The organism is Nocardia terpenica, assembly GCF_013186535.1.
In the GTDB taxonomy this organism is placed as follows: Bacteria; Actinomycetota; Actinomycetes; order Mycobacteriales; family Mycobacteriaceae; genus Nocardia; species Nocardia terpenica.
In genome coordinates this window covers 694,745-716,316 of record NZ_JABMCZ010000001.1, presented here as the reverse complement: position 1 = coordinate 716,316, position 21,572 = coordinate 694,745, and the positions used below count along the sequence as shown (strand labels likewise).

22 protein-coding genes and 1 pseudogene are annotated in these 21,572 nt (G+C 61.8%); 15 read left to right on the top strand and 8 right to left on the bottom strand.

The genetic code is table 11. The features are described from left to right. Positions 1–164 precede the first annotated feature (164 nt). Positions 165–1,304: a cytochrome P450 gene (locus HPY32_RS03200; protein ID WP_067583071.1), complete on the top strand. Its 1,140-nt coding sequence runs from the start codon at positions 165–167 to the stop codon at positions 1,302–1,304. A 239-nt stretch (positions 1,305–1,543) separates the two neighbouring features. Here the strand turns inward: HPY32_RS03200 and HPY32_RS03195 are convergent, their stop codons facing one another. Continuing rightward, complete coding sequence (locus HPY32_RS03195) at positions 1,544–1,756, bottom strand: DUF397 domain-containing protein (RefSeq protein ID WP_082870949.1); 213 nt, start codon at positions 1,754–1,756, stop codon at positions 1,544–1,546. Positions 1,757–1,764: 8 nt separating this feature from the next. Beyond that, entirely contained in the window at positions 1,765–2,652 is an 888-nt protein-coding gene (locus tag HPY32_RS03190; RefSeq protein WP_067583068.1) for a helix-turn-helix domain-containing protein, read from the bottom strand. 326 nt (positions 2,653–2,978) lie between these two features. Between HPY32_RS03190 and HPY32_RS03185 the strand changes: the two genes are divergently transcribed. The 14 genes from HPY32_RS03185 to HPY32_RS03120 all read left to right on the top strand — a co-directional run bounded on the left by HPY32_RS03185 (position 2,979) and on the right by HPY32_RS03120 (position 14,819). Next, positions 2,979–3,389 (top strand): hypothetical protein, encoded by a 411-nt coding sequence (locus tag HPY32_RS03185; protein WP_156674207.1) that lies wholly within the window; start codon positions 2,979–2,981, stop codon positions 3,387–3,389. 98 nt (positions 3,390–3,487) lie between these two features. Next, positions 3,488–3,892, top strand: a complete 405-nt coding sequence (locus HPY32_RS03180) for a hypothetical protein (RefSeq protein WP_156674206.1) — start codon at positions 3,488–3,490, stop codon at positions 3,890–3,892. Beyond that, the gene (locus HPY32_RS03175; RefSeq protein ID WP_067583062.1) at positions 3,882–4,352 is read left to right on the top strand and encodes a hypothetical protein; all 471 of its coding nucleotides are present in this window, start codon (positions 3,882–3,884) and stop codon (positions 4,350–4,352) included. Before HPY32_RS03180 ends, HPY32_RS03175 begins: the two co-directional genes overlap by 11 nt. 209 nt (positions 4,353–4,561) lie before the next feature. Then, positions 4,562–4,912 carry a hypothetical protein gene (locus tag HPY32_RS03170; protein WP_156674205.1) on the top strand — a complete coding sequence of 117 codons (351 nt, stop codon included), beginning with the start codon at positions 4,562–4,564 and terminating at the stop codon, positions 4,910–4,912. Next, a complete protein-coding gene (locus HPY32_RS03165) occupies positions 4,902–5,126 on the top strand; it encodes a hypothetical protein (RefSeq protein WP_067583056.1) in 225 nt (74 codons plus the stop codon). The genes HPY32_RS03170 and HPY32_RS03165 overlap by 11 nt, the downstream gene beginning before the upstream one ends. Before the next feature lie 99 nt (positions 5,127–5,225). After that, positions 5,226–6,254 carry a nucleoside hydrolase gene (locus tag HPY32_RS03160; protein WP_082870948.1) on the top strand — a complete coding sequence of 343 codons (1,029 nt, stop codon included), beginning with the start codon at positions 5,226–5,228 and terminating at the stop codon, positions 6,252–6,254. 1,072 nt (positions 6,255–7,326) lie between these two features. After that, positions 7,327–7,815 carry a DUF3558 domain-containing protein gene (locus HPY32_RS03155; protein ID WP_156674204.1) on the top strand — a complete coding sequence of 163 codons (489 nt, stop codon included), beginning with the start codon at positions 7,327–7,329 and terminating at the stop codon, positions 7,813–7,815. A 136-nt stretch (positions 7,816–7,951) separates the two neighbouring features. Next, positions 7,952–8,335, top strand: a complete 384-nt coding sequence (locus HPY32_RS03150) for a hypothetical protein (RefSeq protein WP_067583047.1) — start codon at positions 7,952–7,954, stop codon at positions 8,333–8,335. Continuing rightward, positions 8,332–9,009 carry a DUF3558 domain-containing protein gene (locus HPY32_RS03145; protein WP_082870947.1) on the top strand — a complete coding sequence of 226 codons (678 nt, stop codon included), beginning with the start codon at positions 8,332–8,334 and terminating at the stop codon, positions 9,007–9,009. The genes HPY32_RS03150 and HPY32_RS03145 overlap by 4 nt, the downstream gene beginning before the upstream one ends. Before the next feature lie 19 nt (positions 9,010–9,028). Next, entirely contained in the window at positions 9,029–10,429 is a 1,401-nt protein-coding gene (locus tag HPY32_RS43765) for a WXG100 family type VII secretion target (RefSeq protein ID WP_067583041.1), read from the top strand. Further along, positions 10,426–11,142: an ESX secretion-associated protein EspG gene (locus tag HPY32_RS03135; protein ID WP_067583038.1), complete on the top strand. Its 717-nt coding sequence runs from the start codon at positions 10,426–10,428 to the stop codon at positions 11,140–11,142. The genes HPY32_RS43765 and HPY32_RS03135 overlap by 4 nt, the downstream gene beginning before the upstream one ends. Before the next feature lie 136 nt (positions 11,143–11,278). Continuing rightward, on the top strand, positions 11,279–11,587 hold the full coding sequence (locus HPY32_RS03130) for a hypothetical protein (RefSeq protein ID WP_067583035.1): 309 nt from the start codon (positions 11,279–11,281) through the stop codon (positions 11,585–11,587). Next, entirely contained in the window at positions 11,587–14,100 is a 2,514-nt protein-coding gene (locus HPY32_RS03125; RefSeq protein WP_067583032.1) for a TPR repeat domain-containing protein, read from the top strand. Before HPY32_RS03130 ends, HPY32_RS03125 begins: the two co-directional genes overlap by 1 nt. Further along, positions 14,097–14,819: a hypothetical protein gene (locus HPY32_RS03120; protein WP_156674203.1), complete on the top strand. Its 723-nt coding sequence runs from the start codon at positions 14,097–14,099 to the stop codon at positions 14,817–14,819. The genes HPY32_RS03125 and HPY32_RS03120 overlap by 4 nt, the downstream gene beginning before the upstream one ends. Positions 14,820–15,059: 240 nt before the next feature. Here the strand turns inward: HPY32_RS03120 and HPY32_RS46780 are convergent. The 6 genes and pseudogenes from HPY32_RS46780 to aepY form a co-directional block, all read right to left on the bottom strand. Continuing rightward, positions 15,060–15,188: pseudogene (locus tag HPY32_RS46780) on the bottom strand (histone-like nucleoid-structuring protein Lsr2); the annotation flags it as partial. Positions 15,189–15,743: 555 nt separating this feature from the next. Further along, on the bottom strand, positions 15,744–16,805 hold the full coding sequence (locus tag HPY32_RS03110; RefSeq protein WP_082870946.1) for a D-alanine--D-alanine ligase family protein: 1,062 nt from the start codon (positions 16,803–16,805) through the stop codon (positions 15,744–15,746). Positions 16,806–16,838: 33 nt separating this feature from the next. Next, positions 16,839–17,603, bottom strand: coding sequence for a class I SAM-dependent methyltransferase (locus HPY32_RS03105; protein ID WP_156674202.1), 765 nt, complete (start codon positions 17,601–17,603; stop codon positions 16,839–16,841). A gap of 42 nt (positions 17,604–17,645) precedes the next feature. Then, positions 17,646–18,569, bottom strand: a complete 924-nt coding sequence (locus HPY32_RS03100) for a DMT family transporter (protein ID WP_082870945.1) — start codon at positions 18,567–18,569, stop codon at positions 17,646–17,648. Between the two features lie 3 nt (positions 18,570–18,572). Then, positions 18,573–19,823: an aminotransferase class V-fold PLP-dependent enzyme gene (locus tag HPY32_RS03095; protein ID WP_197696409.1), complete on the bottom strand. Its 1,251-nt coding sequence runs from the start codon at positions 19,821–19,823 to the stop codon at positions 18,573–18,575. A 548-nt stretch (positions 19,824–20,371) separates the two neighbouring features. Continuing rightward, entirely contained in the window at positions 20,372–21,571 is a 1,200-nt protein-coding gene (gene aepY / locus HPY32_RS03090; RefSeq protein ID WP_067583024.1) for a phosphonopyruvate decarboxylase, read from the bottom strand. Between the last annotated feature and the right edge of the window lies 1 nt (position 21,572).

Sequence of the window (21,572 nt, the reverse complement as noted above, 5' to 3'; positions counted from 1 at the left end):
CCAAACCAGCCGGAAATGGACATCGGCAGGGCTGATATCTCAGCGACCGGGGAATCCTTTTTGGGTCGGCGGAGCGCACTTGCTTGGTGCGCGTGTAACGCTCACTACTCGGAGCGAGACAATGTGGAGGCGAAACCGATCCCCGGGAACGTACCGTCGTGTGTATGACGCTCGGTTGTTTCCCGATCGGTGCGGGCATGCTGATCGAGGACCTGGAACGCGATCCGCACCCACTGCTCGCCGAGCTGCGTACCAGCGAACCGGTGTCCTGGCTACCCGTGTTCGACGGCTGGCTCGTAACCGGCTACCACCTGGCCCGCACAGTATTGCGGGACGCCGAGACATTCACCGTCGACGACCCCCGGTTCTCCACGGCCCGGCTACTCGGCCCGAACATGCTGAGCTTGGACGGCACCGCACACGCCCGCCACCGTGACCCGTTCGCCCGCCCATTCCGACCGCCACTGGTGCGGGAGCGACTCACCGAATTCGTCCACACCACAGCCGAACACCTGCTCGCCACGATCATGCCGAACGGGCGGGCGGACCTGCGGGCCGAGTTCGCGGGCCCGCTGGCTGTCACGGTGATGGCCGAAACCCTCGGCCTCCCGGATGTGGACGCCACCACGATCCGGTCCTGGTACCAAACACTCGTCGCCGCCGTATCCGACCTGACCGCAGGCCGACCGGCCGACGCCAACGACGTGCGAAAGCAACTGCGAGACAGCGTCATAGCCGCCGCAGACTCCGCACTGTTCGCCGCGGCCCGGGCACACGGCCTGGACACCGAACAGGTAGCGGCGAACGCCGCAGTGCTCATGTTCGGCGGCATCGACACCACAGAGGGCATGATCACCAACACGGTCGTGCACCTGCTCGACCATCCCAACCAACACACCCTGGTCCAGGCCGAACCGAACCTGCTACCCGCCGCGATCGAGGAATCACTACGGCTGGAACCGACCGCTGCGGTGGTCGACCGCTACGCCACGGCGGACACCGAACTCGGCGGTGTCCCGATCGCCCGAGGCGACCTGGTCCGAGTGTCCCTCGCGGGAGCCAATCGAGACCCCGAGATATTCACCGACCCGGACCGGTTCTCGATACACCGCTCCGACACCGCCACACACCTCACATTCGCACGGGGCCCACACTCCTGCTTCGGCGCCCCACTGGCCCGCCTCGAAACCGAAGCGGCACTGGAAAAGCTGCTCACACTTCCGGGCCTGCGACTGGACGAACCAGCCCGACCCCACGGCCTCGTGTTCCGCAAGCCACTGTCGGTGCAAGTCCGCTGGGACTGACCGGCCAGATCTTCACCGGTCACCGATGCACACTCAAACTCCCCCAACCTATCTCGGCAGCCAGCTCACCGGCCCTCATCCTGCAAGCCACCGCCGCCGAGAAAAACGTGCGCGAGCAGCCAGTGGAGGTTAAGCGGCCACTCCGCAGAGACTCCCGCATCCAGGCTGCACCACCGCTGTGCGCGAAACCGTCGGCACCACAACCAGATTGCCCCGACCGTCCTCACCCAGCCAGGAATCTACCGTTGATCAAACTGACTGGCTGCGATGCTCTTGATGAACAGTTCCCAATCGACGTCGCTCACCGCGATGACCGGCCGATCCTCAAGGGGCCCTACGTATTTGCTATCGCGTACGAAGACAGCACCTTCGCAGTGGGCGACCTCGACACAGTTCTCGCCATTGCTGCTGTAGCTGGATTTCCGCCATTCCAGGCGGTCGCCGGTAATCACCGATACTCCTAACGTGCCGATAGCTTCCTGATTCGGCGCCTGATGACCTCGGCGGACTCCGATACCGAGAGCGCCGCCCTACAGAGCCGATCTGCAGCCATCTTATAGAGCGCGATCTGGTCGAGTTGCTGCACGTAGATGGCACCGGCGGGGTACTCGATGTAGCCGATACTTTGCGCGGCGTCGAAATCGAGAAGCATGACCTCACCATCGAGCCCGTCGTGAACCGTGACGCTCACCGGCATCACATGCAGTTCGACGTTGTCACGCTCCATCAACTCCAGCACGTGCTCGAGTTGCGACCGCATGACTTCAGGACCGCCGACGATCCGGTCGAGCACATACTCCTCGATGACCGCACAGAACTGCAACGGGTTCCTCTCGGCCGCAACACGTTGTCGAGCCATCCGAGCTGCGACGACTTGCGGAGCATCCATCGGAGCCACGCGAAGGTTTCCGTCGAGTAGTGCCGTTGCGTATTCGGGCGTCTGTAGCTGTCCCGGCAACAGAGTCTGCTTGTAGGTGAAGACCCTGCTCGCCAGACCTTCCAACCCGACAAAGATCTTGAACCAGTTCGGGAAGACATCGCCGAACGGCGCGAGCCAGCTCGACTGGTCTGCCCTCTCCGCGAGTGATGCCAACCGCTCGACGTGCACCGGATCTATCCGGGTAGAGCCTCCGTAGAAGTTCAGGAGCGCCTTGATCTCCGCTGGCTGTTGCTGGTTCCGACCGGATTCGAGGTAGGTGATCTTCGTCTGAGTGCAGTCGAGGACTTCGGACGCCTCCTTCTGCGTCTTCTTCGCACGCTCGCGGGCATCCCGCAGCTCGCGACCGATCAAGAACCGCAAGGCATTCGGATCAGCCCTGCGATCGGGCTCGGCACTCCGGTCAGTCATGTCGGGCCTCCGTATCTACGACGCCGGTAGCACTGTAGCCCACTCACGAGTTGGCGACCGCTAGGTATTGCGTCTGGTATGTATACCAGCTAGATTACCCACAGAACGTGACGCAGCTAACACACCCATACCGACGCTGAAGAGCGTTGGGACCAGCAGGACGGTGATGGCGATGCGAGCAAGCTTCAGCCGCAGTGCCCATAAATCAATCGCCGCATTTGGGAGAGGCGCACCCCTGGGGCATGCCTGGAAATCAGCGGCGGCAGCACGATGACCGACCGCAGCAGCCCACGCCTCGAATCGCCCGGTATGGCGGGGTGTGAACGATGGTGACCGCGCGAGTTCTGGGTGTAGTACGCGTCGACGCATGCCGGTCATTGCCGGTGGAGCTGCTGGTCAGTCGGATCGTGGAGTGGGCTGGCGATCGCGGCGCCGAGCTGGTCGACGTGAACATCGTCGAGTCGGAGGCCGAGTTTCCGCGATTGTTCGCATCGTTGGCACCAGCACGGATTTCGGTGGTCGTGGTTCCCGCGCTGTGGCATGTGTATGGCTGGATGGGGACCATCCGCGGCGATGCCGACCTGTGGACCCTGCAGCCGGAGATCCGCTGGGAACGAAGACCGCTGCTCCCTGCACCCTCCCGGCACTTACGTCGGCTACCCGGACCGGGGTGGGGCGGTGATCGCCGCGCCCTTTCGGGCGGCAGTTCTATCGGGGGAGGTGATCGAGACATTTGAGTACACAATCGGTGATCCACCCGGTATCGGTGCGGTGCGGTCACTACCAGGGCCTCCGCGCGTCCGCGCGTGCCGAATATTCCGGCAAGGAGCAGATCATGTTCGAACCTCATCGGACTCGCGATCCGAACCCAACGAGCAAATGTGGCCGCGCACCGATCAGCGGTGACGTGGTGATGCTGCCACCCTTGTGTTACGGCTACGTGCGCACCGATTTGATCGCGGACGATGCGGTCGAGGCGTATGACGCCGCGTTGGCCCGTATCGCCTCGGTCGAGTACCACCATCAACTCGCTGGCGTCTTCCATGAATCTCCACAACAGAGCTGCCAACTGCCCCCGGAGCTGGTCCGCTTGGTCGCGGAATGCGTCCGCGCCGAGGCGCACATGGTGTTGACCTTCACCGGGCACCTGTCCGGGATGGGGGTAGCTCGTATCTGCGTGCTCGACTACATCGCCAGCCGAGGCCACGCCCACGTCGTGGAGGTCACCGATGCCCATTGACCTCGACACGAATGCGGACGCCGCGGAACAAGTGTGCCAGTGGTATCGCGGATGCGGGCTGGCCTCAGTCGCTGTCCATGACGGTTCTCCGAAGCTGACGACCGACGCCTCGCTCGGGGCGGTCATGATGCCGGGCACGTTGAGCCGCGCGGTGTGCGGCTTGCTCGCCGCCGAGATCCCGGAGTTCTGCGACCGGCTCTGGGGCAACCACGTGGCCCTGGTCGTGCCCGGACCAGACCGGATCAGTCCCCCGAGCACGGAATTGTTGACCGCCCATGCCGTGGCAGTGATCCCACATGGAACCCGCGTCCTGTTACCGCGAACGCTGACGGCCGCGGAGACCGAGGAGTCCTGGGTCAACGCCCCCGCGCCCGGCGGTGTAGTTCCGTCGCTACAGCTGCTGCTGGCCCTGATCCGTGAATGCGTCCCCGCCCTGCGCACGCAGGCCCCGACCTCCTGATTCTGACGGCTGCCGCATTCACGGCCGCGAGAAAATCTTCCGATAACCGATTTCATTTCACATTATTACAGATAGAGGAGAATTCGATGATCACCACAGCTGTGCCTGAAACCCGATATTCGGTCTCGATTCACGAGGTTATCGAACGTCGCGATATTTATCGGCGAGAATTCGGGTTGAATGCTTTCTGCGGGGATGGCGGTTTGTATGTGAGTGCGGAGCCGGTGTCGGGGTTGATGATGCCGCGCTCGCTGGCGGTGCGGGTGCTCGCGGCCGAGGGGCTGGCCCCGGTGCCGGTGGTGTCGATTCATTCGACGGTGTGGATGTTGCTGGGCGACGGTCCGACTTCGCTGGGGGAGTCGGGGCGAATCGCGATGCGGCTGTTGCGGTTCGGTGTGATGGTCGTGGTCCCGCGCGGGGTGATCGGATTGCCGACCCCCGGTGACCCGGTCCGGGTGTGGATACGTCCGCCGCAGGGCCGGACCCGGCCCGGTGTGCCCGCGCTGGCCGACGCCATCATCGCCGCCGCGACCACCATCCGGGGTCGTCATGACCGATGACCGGTCGCATCCGCACCTGTTCGTGCCCGCCGGCAGCCGGTTCGCGGAGGTGATGTGCCGGGTCGAGTTCCTCGGACCACTTACTCGCGCCCGCGCGCAGCAGTTACACGCCCTGCACCGCAACCACTCACCGGACGACTGTCTGGTCCGGCTGGCCAGCCTCACCCGCCTCGCCGCCGACGACGAGCCCACCGGGGCATGCCGCCTGGCATGACCCCGGCGACAACCTGTTTCGCCTCACCACCGGACCGACCGACCACGGCCTCGCCCGAACCCGACCGCAACACCCTCGCACCTGTCCAAGGAAACCGCCATGCACCCCGACCCTGACCCTCCGGTCCCCGTTCCCGCACCGGCCGCTACCCCGACTCCGGCTGCGGCAGTCGACAATTCCCGAATCTATGTGCTCAAGAATCAGATCGGTTGGGACCTCGACAAAGAGGGCGACGATTCGCGACTCTTTGTGCTCGACAGCCAGATCGGTTGGGACCTCGACGAGTTGATCGCACTGTGGGTGGCCGCGCGCATCATCCGCCGGTTGATCGTGATCACCTCCGACGAGACCCGCGGGCGGCGAGCTGGCCTGGCGAGGCTGGTGCTGGATCTGCTCGGCCGCCCCGAGGTACCCGTCGCCGCGGGCAGTGAACTCGCCGACAGCGACACCCGCTTCCTGTTCGCCGACTACCCCCTGCCCCGGATCCCCGGCCCGCACAGCGACGCCGTCGACATCGTCGCCACCAGCGCCGAACACGCCCCGGTCACAGTGATCGGTCTCGGCGCATTCACCAACATCGCCGCCCTGCTCTACCGGCACCCGCACCTGAGCGAGACCATCGACCTGGTGCTGCAGGGCGGATGGCTCGACCACTACCGAAAAATGCCTCGTGCCAGCCACAACTTGCACATCGACCAGGTCGCCGCCGGAGTCGCCCTGCGCATGGCGCACCGCCCCCGGCTGCTGCTGTCGACCCACACCAACCACCCGAGGCTCCGCGTCACTCCGGACTCGCCGCTCGTGGACTGGTTCCACACCACCGACACCCCCTTCGCCCAGCTCGCGGAACTGTATTGCGACCACTGGTTCGCCCGCCACCCCGACGGCAGCTGGCAGGCCGACTCCGTCGCCGTCGCCGTCGCGGTGGGCGCCCGAGTCGCCGAGTTCGTCACCGAGCCGATCCTCGTCGGCCCCGACGCCCGCCTGCACCGCAACCCGGCCGGGCGGCCCCTCACGGTCACCACCTCCATCGACTATGCCGCTTTCGCCGCCTGGTTGAGCCGGATCATCCCGGAAATCCGCCTCCAACAAGCCATCAACCTGGACACCGGAGACGACGACCAATGACCGGCGAGTCTGCCTCGCCCAGGCCCGAACGCAGATCCCGTCTCGTTTCTCGGCGATGGGTCCACCGCCCGATCAACTCTCGGAAACCCAGCCAAGACCAGCTACTTCGGGAATCACCATGAGCAGCAAACGAATTCGATACCACTCACGCGACGAATCGGGACCTTATCGTAGTGGTTTCTCGGCGAGCAACGCTGGCAGCACACTCCAGCCATCCGCCGGTGCGGCGCTGGTGGTCGTGATCGCGGTCGTCCGGCTTCGCATGCACGGCTCGGCTGCGAACCCCCGGAGGTTGATATGACCGCCGTGTTGATCGGTCTGGGCTTCTGGGCGATGTGCGTGCTCTGCACCTACGCCAGTGTTGGTTTCCCTCAGCTTGTTTCACGTCGTAGGCAGTATCGAATCGTTGGGCCGCAGTGGAATTCGAGGCAGCTCCCGAGATCTGGCCCGGTTCGCCGGACACGCGGATCTCGGGAGAATGCGACCGAACTAGTCCAACGACTCGCCCCCGAATACGACCAACGCGGCGTAGGGGCAGCGACGGCTGCGTATGCACGCCGGACCGTTCGGTCACCCCGACCAAGCAAACCCTGGTCTTCACAGGGCACGCACCTTCGTCGACCAGCAGATCGACTCCATCGCCTGCGTGAAGGCAGCAACCACCTTTCTGCATACGTGGGCGAAGACACCGCGCTGGGCGTCTCGGCCGTCGCTGTTCGGGATGTACCAGCAACCCACTCACATAAGTAGGAAATTATGGACTCGATAGCTCGAACCACGACATCACCCGGACAGGCGCAACGGATATGAGCGAGCAACCGTCCGGAATGATCCGCCCCGAGCACGCCACCGGCGGGTGGGAGCTTCGCGGCGAGGGCCCACAGCGCTACTGGCTGTTCAAGTTCTACCCAAGATGTATTGGACGCATACGAGCAACGGCACCATCGACGTGTACGTGGTGGATCGGCGAATCAGACGGAACCATGCTGTGGGAGACCACATCTCGGTCGGTCGAGGAAGCCAAAGGATGCGCCGACACCTGGGTTGCCGAACACACGCTGGGTGGGCGGTCATGACCGACGAGCGTGAACAGACGAACAACCACTCCCTTATCCCAGCCACCGCCCCGGCACCAGCCACAGACGCACTGTGGGATCCCTGCGCACTCGGTCACGACGTGTGGCAGCAGATCGGCATCGATCCCTCCACCCTCAGCTCCAGCATCGCTGGTTTCGATCGAGTCGACGGGTTCAAACGATGCGGCGGCCACGACATCCCCCGGACCTACGCCGTCGCGGTGTGGTCGCAGATCTACACGGTAGACGACTTCCGGAGAAAGGAAGCCGGAGCCGAATTCGTGCCGGTCACCGTGGCTGGCCGCGACGGGCTCCTCTATCGCCCTGTCCGGGACCGGACAGGGGGCCAGCTCCATCTGATCTTCCCGTCGCCCCAGGGCTCCTACAGCATCGAGGTACTCAGGCTGGACCCACGAAGCCCTGTGGAGCCCCGCGACCGTGTTCTCGAGGTCGCGAACATCGTGGTTCCGCTGCTGCCACACTGACCGCAGAGCGCGGCACAGCGGCCCAGCCGAGGGTGGACCGCGGCGACGTTGAACGTTCACTCGGAGGCGCTGATACGCTTTCCCTCTAGGCTGGGCTGCCCACGCCCGGCAGTCGAGACCTAGGGGGTGAGCGGCTGTGGCGTTACCGGACAAGGGGCAAATGGCTGGGCAGGCAATGTACGAAGCCGCCAAAGCCGGAGAATTCCGAATGCCGGAGGACGGCGCGCTACGACTGGCGGCGACCTGCGACAAGCTGGCGGATGGCTTGGTAGACGAGATAGCAGCCGCACAACGGCTTACTCGAGTCACGGGGTTTGCCGACTTACCTTCCGGTCGCGGGCTCACACAGGGGTTCAGCAAAAAGGGACAGGAGTACATGGACACCCTCGCTGCTTTCCGGGAAACAGCGTTGCGCTACAAAGCGGCCTACTTGGCTGCCGGGAAGAAGTTTACCGAGGCCGACGCTGCCAACAAGGCCGCAATCAAGGCAACTGCGAATTACCTTGAGGGCGACGTATGACAATTCAGGCCGTTAGCAATCACCATCTGCGACACTACACCCGCAATGGCATCATGGGTGTAGCGGTTGCACTACTGGTGGCAGGATGCGCAACTTCGACCCACGGCACCCCTCAAGCGCAAACTACCGGAAACACCACCGTGGGGGCCGAGTCGAGCGTGACCAGCTCTGGTGGGCGGCCACCATTTCCAACGTTGACGGCGCCAAGCCTTCAGCCGCCGAAGCAGCAGAACGAGAATCGGCCGGACGTTGCTTTCGATCCTTGCACCTGGATCGATGACGATACGGTCAAACGCATCGGCTATGACCCTCAATCTCGTAAGCGTGCCACAGACATCCATGCCGAGTACACGTTCCTAGGATGCGAGTTTAAGTCTCCAGATAAAGCATATGTTCTCAGCATCTTATCGGGGAATCGTACAATGGATGAGGGCCGGTCGAAAGCCGGTCTGGATGGAGACCAGGTCGAAGACCTCACGATCGACGGACACGCGGCGATGCTGCTTCGCCCGAATCGGCGCGCCCTCTGCGATCTATTGCTGCAAACAAAGGTCGGCTACGTTGATTTTGCCCGAGTCACATTCGCAGACAAGATCGACGGCCCGGTTCCCGAGCAGTGCGCGGGCATGACAGATCTGGCGGAGGCAATCATTCCGCGTATCGGAGACAACTAGATACAAGGGGGCGAACCTGGTGGCTGATAATACGGCGAAGGATCATGCCTTCGATATTCAGGTGAAGGTGTCCGAGCTGGGGCATGTGACCGGTTTCGGTCCGGCCGGGAGCGATCCGGCGTATGTGCCTGATCGGGAGGTGTTCGCCCCCTACACTCACCAGCAGATCTGGGATCTGGTGCATGAGAAGCTCGATCCGGGTGCGTTGGGTCAGATCGCGGCCGAGTGGAAGAACCGCGCCGACAACCTGAACGAATTGTTCACTACGTTCTCCCAGGACGTGAAGCGTGAGTTCGCTTCCTGGTCGGGGACTTTCGCGAGTGCCGCGCAGCAGTCGACGGATGCGTTCGTGGCCGGGGGTGGCGAGGCCCATACGACGGCGACCGCCGTGCAGCAGTTGATGAGCTTGAATTCCGAGAGCGCACAGACGGTGCGCGCCGCGATCCCGCCGCCGCCTCCGCCGTATAAGGCCGATCCGGATCCTGCGGCCGAGGCTGCTGATGGTGGTGTTCGGTTGCGGAAGTATCAGGACGCGGCAGCGGCGATGCAGGCGGACGTGCAGGACACGATGAACTACGTGTACAACCCTACCCACCCAGCGTCGGGGGACAGTGTGCCGCGGTTCATGCCTCCCCCGCCCGCACCGGGCGGTGACCAGCCCGGAGGGCAAAACCCTGGCGGTACCGGCTCGGGCAGTGGTCTCAGCTCGGGCAGTGGCACCGGCTCCGGCGGTGGTCATCTTGGTCCGGGCTCCGGTGGGTCCGACGACAAGAGCCAGTCCGGGGACGGGAAGCCCGGTGATCAGGCGGGCGGCAACGATCAGGAGCCCGGGAAATCAGCGGATCAGACCCGACCTTCGTCGGCTGGGGGTCCTGTGGCTACGCAGCCATCCTCGATCCCCGGTCTGCCCGGCGGCGTCACCGGCACCGGTCCCGGCGAGGGCACCCAGACCGTGCCGTCGAGCGCGACGGCGTCCTCGGGCGTGGGTCCGGGGCAGGTCGGCGGTATCGGTCCGATCGGAGGTGGCCGGGGTGGCTCGGGTTCGATAAGTCGCGGTGGCGGTTCGTCCCCGGCCCGGCCGGGCCGGTCTGTTCCCGGGCAGCAGTCACCAGCAGCGGCGCAATCGGCCGGGGCTGCTGGGCGTGCCGCTGCGTCGGCGGCTGGTGCGCCGGGTTCCCCGACAAGCGGCATGCCGCACGGCGGCCGCGGTAAAGGGTCGGAGGGGGAACGCACCAAGTCCAGTCCGGACTATTTGCGCCGACAGTGGGAGGAGTTGTCGGACCTGCCGGATGCCGGGTCCGGTGTGTTGGGTTCCGACCCGGACGTCATCGAACCGGCCCCACCGGTACCGCCGAGCGCCGCGTCGCCTGCCGAGCCGAGGATCCATTACGGGAAGCCCCCGATGGGGGACGGCGAGTGAGGTGGACGTTCACACCGGACGGGTTCACTCACGTCTGGGCCACGGAGACGGGTCGAGATCGCCGGCCGTATCCGATCAACCTCGCTCCACACGGTCGAGCGGGAACCGAAAGCGCCAGGGCCGCACTGAAACTCGCCGAGAGGTTTCCGTTCAACGGTGACCCGGATCTGACCGGCACGTTGCGGTTCATCGCTCGCACCGATGTCACCACGATCACGGCATTCGGTGACCGTTTCACCGACGGTGAGCAGCAACCGGAGTCGATCCTGGCGCTGGGTGTCGCGTTCTCCGAGTGGGGCGCCGCCGTTCTCGCTAACAGTGAGACGGTGACCGTGGTGTCCTGTCACGCCCGGACCGTCGCCAAGCATCTGGTCACCGCTCTCGGTTCGGCTCCGGCAGGCGGATTGGCGGCGATGTGCGAACCCCGGCAAGCCGTACTGTTCCCGGACCCGGGCCAATGGCAGGAAACCGACAGCAGCCGCCGCGCCAAACGCTTGCGGCAGGTGCTGCGCCGCCCGATCGATGCCCGCGGCTATCTCACCGTGACCGTGTTGCCCGAGGACGAGATGTCCCCGCCGCCGCAGCATCGCACGTGGCTCGACTTCACCGGCGACGGACGCTACCTACTGACCGTCGGGTCCGATATGAGCCTGATCCCGGTCGCCAACGAAGAACTGGCGCAGTACATTACGCGGCTCGCCGGACACCGGTAACAGTGTGGTTCCGGCGACCGCGCCGCACCGCCGGATTGTTCGTTTTCGTCCGATTCGTGTGGCTGTTACGTTGGTTCCGTTTGGTTGGATATTCGGTCGCGATGCGGGCCGTGGGATGAGAGTAGGGGGACCGACCATGCTTCAGGCTGACATCGACCAGCTCACCAAGCTCGCGGGGACGCTGGACACGATCGGGGGCGCGATCGATGGCATCGAGGTGCGCGGCAAGGACAACGAGGTCGCCGTCGCCATGCCGGGATCGACCGTCTGGCGGGCCTGTATCCAAGCGAGTGAGAATGTGGAGGGCGCGTACCTGCGGGTCGCCGAACGGATGCGCGGCGTGGCCGGCAAAGTCCGCGAGTGCGGTAAGAGTCTGGCGATGACCGACGAGCAGTTCGCCGCCAAGATGCACGAACTCGACTTCCACGCATCGGGGAGGCAGTGATGCCGAGCCGTTCCGAGCTGGACCGCTGGAACCTGCAAACGCTGAAGGACTGGGCCACAACCGTTCACGGCGGCAACGAGAAGTTCCTGGAAGAGATCGACAAGTCACGCAAGTACTTCACCGACGCCGGGCACGATTGGAAGGGCGCGGCCTACACCGCCGCCTACGACCGGGTCGGCCAGGACCACGACGAGGCCCGCAAGATCTACCGGGATATCGGTGACTTCCTCGACACCTTCGGGCCCGCGGTCGACAACGTCGACTCCCACCGCACCGTGTTACGCGCCAAGGCCGGTGACGCCGAGCAGGCGAGGCTGAAAGTCGCCGACAATTGGCAGGTCTCCGGGGAAGACGCCGCCGCCGTGCAGTCCCATCAGGACGCCATCAACACCGCCTACCGCGAATTGGCGCAGGCCGAGGCCGAACTCGGGCGCCTGCTCAGCGAGCGCGGCGAACTGGTCCGCGCCGCCGGTGACCTGTTCGGCTCCGCCATCGAAGTGGACGAAGCCGCGTCCCAGGGCGGTCGCCTCGGCGGCGAGGACGGCAAACGGCTGGCCGACGCCGCCCGCACGCACGACCAAGCGGCGATCGACGCCATCGCAGCGGGTATGCCGCAGTACTACCTGACCCCGCAAGACCTCCAAGACCTGGCCGACGGCAAGAACGTCACCACCATTCCCGCCGACGTGCAGGACTACTACCACGAATTCTTCACCAACTCCGGCAAAGACGGACTGTTCGCGCTCTCGGATCGGCTCACCCAATCCGAAGAACTCGCCAGGGGCGCCGGTATCACCACCCCGGCCGCAGCGGTGCAGCGGGACAACCTGGCCAACGCCATCATGATGCTGTCCAACGAAAAGGTCGGCAGCACCGGCCCCGACGGCCAATTCCGGCCCGGCGGCATGAACCAGCTGCCCAGCTATATGCAACACCTGGTGTCGGACCGGCTGGAGTCCACCCCACCCAAGACCGCGCTGGAATTCAAGGACCGCCTCGCCGACCAATCCAAATTCGCGCGGCTGCTCGGCGAGGCGAACCCCGGTTTCACACCGGGCAAGGCGATGGGCGGGCAGCTGGCCGTCACCGGCGCCAGCCTCGCCGGCTACGTCGACGGCAAGACCCAGTCGGTAAACGATCTGGTCGACCGGTTCAAATACGTCGGCCCTACCGGCCTGTCCCAAGAATTCTTCGACCAGGACAAACCGCAGATCAAAGACGCCGCCCGCGCCTTCCTCGACCTCGGCGTCCGCAACCACGAGGTCGACTACAACCTCCTCACCGATCCCCCCGCACAAGTCACCACCCCCGGCGACATCTACAGCGACCCGAAAACCTTCCGCAACGAAGTCTTCGGGCATGACTGGGGCGACAAAGGCAAGGTCGCCTCCGGCCTGTACAGCTGGGCAGGCGAACACGCCCACGACCAAACACCCGACGGCGACCTCTCACGCAAAACCATCGCCGCACTACCCCACGTGTTCGCCCCCGCAGACGACAAGCACCCCGAGCAGCTGGCGAGATCGGGAGACCACACCGTCTTCCAGAACAACGCCGACCTTTTCAAGAAGAACCCCGAACTGGCCACCGGGCTGTCGAAGGTACTCGCACCCAATCTGGATGCGCTCGCCGACCCCAGGCAGGGGCAATCGCTGGCTCTACCTACCGGAGGCCCGCATGTGTATCCCCAGCTCACCTCCACCGAGGTGCGGCTCAGCCGTGACGACGGGGACCGACTGTTGTTCCTGGCCAACCAATCCGAGGACGGCCGCAACCTGCTCGAGACCGGCCGGGCGCTCCGCGAGGCCGCCATCTACGACCAGGCGATGCGGGAAGGCGGAAACAACGTCGGAGACTGGCTTTCCAACAACGAGGACTTCAATCACTTCCAAAGCTTGAACGACCGGATGACCGTCCAGCATTACAACGCCCTGTTCCAGCAGGACAACATGAACGCCGAGGAAACCGCGAAACACCTGCAAGAGGTCTACGACAGCAAACAGAAAGCTGCGGACATCGCAAAAGAGCTGGTCACCAACGCAGTTCCCATGGACAAAATCACCAAACCGGCCACCGACCTTCTTCCCAGCGTAGTCGGTGATCCCGTCAACAAGTATGGCACCGGCCTGCCTGCAAAATGGATGGACTCCGCGATCGAAGCCTGGAACCCCAAGCCCGATCCGATCCATGTCCAAGATCCGAACGTCAACAACATTTCCGCGGAGTTAAGTCACGAAACGAGGAACAAGCTACTGGACGCAGCCTATCGAAACGGTCAGCTACCCTCGGACCTGCTCAACGCCGATCACAACGGACCGATCCATGTAGCGGACCAAAACCCGAAAGGCACGAGCGATGCGCTGACGCGGTACTTGCACGATCGAGGTTTGACAGACTATATGCGTGAGTCGGAACAGTCCGGCGACATCGCCATTGCGATGGGCCTGAAGGACGATCGGCAAAAGCTCCAGAACTTCCTTGATGGAGGATCCGAAAAGCTGGAGATGAAATGACAGGAACGTCACTTTACAGCAACCGCACGATCATCAGAGCATCGGCCGTTCTCTGCGCCACCGCCGCGGTGGTCACCGCCTGCGCGAACCAGCCCGGCCAGCCCACCGCATCACCATCAGCACCAACGACGACAGCTCGGCCGAAGTCGCCCTATCCGCCCGTTACCTTCACTTGGGATTTCGCGGTACCGCTGACGGGCCAAGAAGAAGCTGCCGCACGATTCGCCGCCGAAACCGCAATGGCAGATGATCAATTCATGTGGGCCGACCACTACGAACCCGACCTCGAACGTGCCTACAACGAACGTGTCACTCGTACATACATCGGTTCCAGATCGAGCTGGGAGGCGACACAAAGCAAGTGGCCAGCCACCGGTGGAATGCTCTGGAGAGTAGTCGGCACCACGCCTGCCGAGGACGGCTACCGCGTGACCCTGTGCCAGTTCGACACACCCGGCACATACAGCCTTATCGACGACAAGCTGGTCAAAGACCCCGGGAATCGTTCCCACGCCGCTGAAGCGCTGACCGTAGTGTCGACAACAAAACCCTCGGCCGCAGACCCATATCAGACACCCGCCCCACGCACACTCGTCACCGCAATCGAACCACCCGGAGCTCCCAACGAATCCCCCAGCGTGCACTGCGACAAGTTCGCCCCCGAACCGTTCGTACAGACTCCCCCGCCGCCGATTACACCCGCGCCGGGACAGAAATAACGAACTATCCACCCTCCGAGTTCGGCAATCGACGTATGGGTATCGGCCCCCGAACCAAGGGGTAGTTCGGGGGCCGCACACGATAATGCTACACCGCAAGTTGACCCGGCCGAGGCCAGTTGCCCACTCCGTCGAACACTTCCGACGACCCGAGATCGCTTTACCGGTGGAGGCGCTTCGGGTGCGCGTTCTTCGGTCAGCTGGTGTGGTCCATCTCGCTGCGAGAGAAGAAATCAGACCCTAGCGGCGGAATCTGTTGTATGCAGAGATCTTTCGCGCGTGCTGGGCCCAGTAGGCGACAGTGTTGCGGAGTTCTCGCCCGTTGTCGGCGGTCAGATTGGTCTCGTATGTGATTCTTCCGAGGCCGAATTCGACGGTTCGGCGCCCGCGACGCCTTCGAAGACGCCCGCGCCGTCTACCAAGCCCACATAACCGGGACGATCCCCATCCCCGCCATGACCCAGCGCCACGCCCAGATCACCCCTGACCGCGACCACGTCCAACACGCCATGCGCCGCGGATGACAATGACACCCCCTGCAGCAGCCCGTCTATCCCGGGCACAGAACAGTTTGAACAGGCGCTCTGGCTAGATAATGGCCATGCCGTTGACGTAGCGGTAGGGGCCATCTGCGAAGGGATGTACGAACCGGGCCTTGTCGGTTGGTTTCTTCGTTGATTGAGGGCGCCTGGGGCGGTGTGGGTTCCAGGCGGGGACTCGGATGATCTTTCGGTACCTGCCGGATCACGGTCCGGAGGCGGCGGGCGGATTTGAGTTCCTCCAGCACTTCTCGTACGAGCACGCACCCGGGACGACGTCCGTTCGCAGTTACCTGGACCGGACTCACACTGGCTCGCGACGACCAGCTTCCGATCGGTCACTAACCTGGCCATCATTTCATCTCTGAGCGTACCAGTTGCAATATTAACCGCTGGATGCTGAAACGGACCGACATCTCCGAATACTACTAAGCTTCAGGTTGATCAAGGATTCGATCAACTCCAGATAGCTCCAGCCCAGCTGCATGGCCGCCAGAGGCAACAAACTCACCGGCGAGAGGCCAGGAAGTGCATTCACCTCTAGCACAAATGGATTTTCGTCCGCGTCGCACCGGAAATCTATTCTCGAATACATCGTCGAGTCGAAGGCGAGCGCTTGGTGTGCACTGAGAGCATACTTTTTCAGACGCTCGTTCAATGCATCATCGACAGGGGCGGGGCATTGACAGGAAACTTCCCTTCGATACTTGGACTGGTAATCGAACAAGGCGCGAATATTGTTGATCTCGACCGGTGGCAGCACCGTATCGCCGATGACGCCGACTGTGAACTCCCGGCCCGGGAGGTAGGGACCGATTACCAGATCAGCGGTATTGTTCTTGATCGATTCGATCTGTACTGCATTATCGACCAAATGAGCGCCTACACTTGAGCCTTCAGTATCAGGTTTGACGACGACAGGTCCCCGATTTACCATCGCGATAGCATCGGCAGGCACCGACCGTACCTGGCTTTCCCACACAACGTGCTCAGGTGTCGGTACTCCGGCTGCTTTTAACAGCTGAAGACTTCGACTTTTCCGGTACGAGAAATTGCATGCCACGCTACTCGCGCCCGTGAAAGGGATACCGGCCATCTCGAACAGTGCCTGCACATGCCCGTCCTCGCCCCATCCGCCATGCAGGGCGACGAAGACGATGTCCGCGCCTCTGAGCTGATCCCACACATCGGGTGCCATCAGCGAGTCGAGAAATGAGGCTCCGCACCGACCGACGCCGGAACCAGGCAGTTCAGCCTGGATCTCCAGGTCGAAGAGGTGGTCTGTACCCGAGCCGGAACCGCCGATGAGCACCGACGGCTGCTGTGCCGGATCGAGCACGACAACGTCGTGATGCGCGGCGATTAGAGCTTTCGTTACAGTCAGACCAGAAGACATCGAGACACTTCGTTCGGAACTTACTCCACCGCAAACTACTACTATCCGCATACGGGCCGACTACTTTCCATTGAGACAACAGAACTACAACTTTATCGCCAAGAGTGAAATGAAATTATCTCGAATATTCCTGATCTCAAGTGTTTTCACTTCGTCGAAGCCGCACGCCTTTAAGTCGGACCGAACTTCCTCCAATTGAATCAGATGCGACGTTCTTTCGAACCCATATACCGTCCCGTCGATCGTCATTGTCGTGCGCCATCGTCTGAGACGGTGCGCCAGTGATACGTGCACTTCGTCGACAATCGCCACACGCAGACCATCCCTGGTTAACCCGCCGTTCTCCGTGACATAGGAGACATCTGATGTGATGTCACGGGTATCCGGGATGTCCAACAGCAACGCACCGCCGCTGCGCAGCGCTCCCGCCATACCGCGCAGGTGCCGACCGATTCTTTCCGGATCGGGGTTGGGAGCTTCCTCGTCGTCCCACGAGTCGGCGTACGCCAATGAATTCCCCCGGCACATTACCAGGTCGAAGACGGCCGGAAAGTAGTTCGGCAGGTCTGCCCATTGGGCCAGAATCGACCGGTTTCCCAGCCCCGCACGTCTGCAGTTCAGGTGAAATCTTTCTATCATCTCGGCGCTGCCATCTGAGCAAACGAGCGGTAGACCAGACCGCAACAACGGGATCGTCCCGAATCCGGTACCGACTGCACAGTCGAGCATACTGCCAAGCGAATCTACCGCATCGAAAGCCGCGAGTGCCTGGGATACGAACAGCTGCTCTCCCGAACAGATCTCCAGATATGTGTCGAGAAGCTCTGCCGGATGGTGTTCAATAATCAAATCAAGTCTTCCAAACGTCGAAGGGATATGAGAAATACCGCCTCAGCGATATCTCCGAGAAACCGACCTCGGAGCGTAAACCGCTGCACAAACAACGACTACTCCCCCAGCCATTTGTTGCAGCGACAGGTTCTCATGCAGAACCACATATGCACAAATCGCCGCAACAACGGGCTCCAGAACACCTACGACCGTCGCCGGAAAGGCGCTGACCCCTCCCAATCCTTTGAACAACAACAGGCAGGGAAGACCGCAACCGAGGATCGACACCACGATCAGCCAGAAGAAGGTCTGCCAGCTCTCCACGAAAAAGTCAATTTTAAGGAAGGGCAGAAACGGTAGACAGGGAACAACAGAAAAGAGGATCGAATAGAAGGTTGTCGTTCGGGCATTGAGACCGATTGCGCTAGAATATTTTCCCTGCAGATTGTAGAAGGCGAAGGATATACCAGAAGCCACACCAAGAAGGAAACCCGCTGTGCCCTTTCCTCCGAGTCCGACGGAGCGGACCTCCGAGAGGAGTACTATACCGAGGGTGCAGGCGACGACGACGGCGCCAGCTGAAAGAGTCATTGGCTGGGCCTTCTTCAAAATTTCCACGAGTAGCACCACAATTGGCGCGGTGTACTGCAGAGCAATTACTTCGGCAACAGGCACCAAGTTTATCGCGCAGAAGAAGGTTACGTTGACCAGCAACAGCCACAGACCGAGACCCAGCAGAGCTCGAAACTGCGTCCGATCTATCCTCAGATCAGACAGGCCCCTATACACCATTATAGGCAACATTACTAGCAAGCTGACGACTGCCCGAAGTGATATGAGAGACAGCGTAGAGTATGGTGGTTTAAAGACGTTCTTGACCAGGACTCCCGTGCACCCGAACAACACGGCCGCAGCGATCAAGCAACCATAGCTCAATACCCGCGACGCATCCGGTCCGAAATTCGCGATCCGCTTTAAAGTCATGCTTCACACGCGCCCGTCAATTGAATCGAGTAGCGAGTTGCAAAAGGTGTCGATCTCCTCAATTGTGTTGTAGTAATGCACCGATACACGGATGCATTCGTTCAGCTTCCGCCTCTCCATGTCTACGCACGCGGTATTCGACAGAGAAATCCAAACGTTAATTCTCTTCTTTTTCAATTGGTTTCTGATCTCGTAGAGATTTCGCCCAGGGACATCGAAACCAACTATTCCGGCCAATCCGTCCGCGTTATATTGGTCCAGCAGATGGACATCCGAAACCGAGGTCAAACACCGGCGTAGGTAGTCCGCCAGCGTGGTGACGCGTTCTCGAATAGCGTGAATTCCCAAAGTCAATGAATAGTCGACGGCAGCACCGAGGCCCAGCTTAGCCACCGTATTCGCCTCCCAGGTTTCAAACCGCTTTGCGCCGGGCGCGATTTCGTATCGAGTACCACCCAACCATCTAGCTCCGTCCAATCCCAACATTGGCGGTTCGATCTCGTGCGAGATGTCTGGTCGCATATAGAGAAAGCCGGTTCCGCGCGGGCCTCGCAGATATTTTCTGCCACATCCGGACAAGAAGTCGCAGGCGATCTCGGATACGCTAATCGGTATTTGTCCCACAGACTGACAGGCATCGACCATGTACAGCGAACCGTATTTGCGCGCTACTTCCCCTATCTCGGCTATCGGGTTTATCACTCCGGAGTGACTTGGTACATGGGTAACGAGAATGGCCCGAACCCGCTCGTCCATGGTTTCGCGCAATGCGGCAGTGTCGATGATGCTCGACTCCGTGACACGCAGTATTTCGACTTCGATACCGAGGTGTCGCACCGAGTGCAGCAGCGCCAGGTAGTTGCTCCCGTACTCGACCGGCGAAGCCAGGATCCTGTCTCCGGGATGAAATTGGATCGAGCCAAAAGCCAGGCCCCAAGCCCGCGTCGCGCTGTCCGTTATTGCGATTTCGTTCGCACTGCAACCGAGTAGTTGGGCTATCGAGGTATAGGAAGCACGGATCTCACCCTCCATCGCTTCTGCGGCTTCGTATGCGCCGATCTGTGATTCTAAGGTGATGTGCTCCCGCATGGTATCGATCACCGGTCGAGGCATCAAGGCTGCCCCGGCATTATTCAGGTGAATTACACATTCGGTCCCCGGCGTATCGTCGCGTATCATTCGAAGGTCGAGGTCGGAAATTCGGGCGATATCTGTATAGTCCGGCCCCGGGAAACGTGTCACGCTGTCGTACACTCGCACTTCAATTCCTTCGATGCGAATCGGCTAGGGTGCACCTGTCTTGGATTCGAGGCAGGAGAGCACACACGCGAGTCTCTAAGAACATCTCACGTGGACATAGTTCATAAGGTTCCGTAGTAGCCCGGCTCCGCGCCCCGGGGGCAAGCAGCCGAATTCAGGTCGGTTCGCATGACGCCATGTAGATAGTCCATGCCACATCGCTGGCACGACGTGCCCACTGACGGCCAAAGGCTCCTGGCCAACCAACTCCGTCATCGGTAAAACGATACTCGTCCAGGGCTTCGGCCAGACCCTGCACCGGTTCTAGGAACGTCAGCCAAGTACCGAACGCGAGGTTTTGGATGTCATCAGCTGAGCGACGTCTTGTTCCACAAGATACGAGCCCTGCCCGTAATTTGCTTTCAGCTATCGGGGTTTGGAAGCGCCGGATATCGTTTAGAAACCGGTCTCTTCGCGCGCCTGGGGTCCTACAATCCAACATCGCGTAGTGAGCATCCAGATGCGCGAGGGCGGACGCGATGTCCGGCCGTTCGTGCCAGTTGTCACAATTGCTCAATGCAATGAGCCTCCTCCATCGTTTGAGCGGTATCCCATCCCGCCTTGCTCGCTTTGACGAAATCTCGGAATCGCCGGGCGACGTCTGATGGCCGTACGGTAGGACGCCCAAGATTCTCGATGGATCCTGGTTTGATCCGCAGATAGATAAAAACAGGACCTTGCGTGGTCTGGGCACGCTGTACGGCGAATTCGAACTCCAACAAGTCAGCACAGTCGAAAACCCACCGGTACCCACACGCTGCAGCTACGGCCGGAAAGTTGACGTACTCAGCCTGTGTGCGCTGGCCACCGGTCGAGTCGTGCACCTGGTTGTCGAGGAGTATGTGGATGAGGGAAGGCGGCCCTGCCGCTCCCACTGTGGCGAACGTGCCCATCCGCATCAGGCTGGCACCGTCGCCGTCGACAACGACGACGGGGGTGCTCGTGTGCCGGGCCACGCCCAGCCCCACCGCACTGGCCGAGCCCATTGCGCCCACCAAGTAGAAATGCTGCGGCCTATCCGCGAGAGTGAATAGTTCACGGCTGGTCTTGCCAGTGGTTGATACTATCGCTGCGCTGTCCACAACAGCGCTCAGCAGCGTGTCCAGTGCGTCAATTCGACGCGAGCATTTTCTCGGCCGATCACGTCCACCCATGACTACAGATTCGGCCGCACCCGTCGACCAGGTTTCGGACAATGCCTCGGGAGCGATCGACCCGCCACGCAGTATAAACGCGTATGGCAATTCATCGCGTTGCATCGCTTCCCAGCCTAAACCCACTGTTGCACTCAGTCGCTCTGGCTTCGAGGGCAGCACCGAGTGGCCGACACCGATGAGTGTCAACAAGTCAGGCGTTTTTGCGCCGAGCAGTTCATGTTGCGGTTCATCGGCAACACCTGGTTCGCCACGCCATGTCACAATCATCGGAACCGGAATTCGGCACGGATGACACAAAGACGTTAGGGGATTGACCATATTCCCCAGGCCAGAGTTTTGAGATATGACGCAAGTAATAGCTCCAGCCAACCAACTACCGGCCGCTATCGCGACCGCCTCGCCCTCATGGGTTGCAGGAAAATAGGACACACGGTCGTTCGATGCCACACGATTAATCAAGGGCGTCAAATACGAGCAAGGCACACCCGTCACCTCACCCACACCCCGTGCGGTCAATTCGATGAGCAGACTATCGGCGGTGAACATG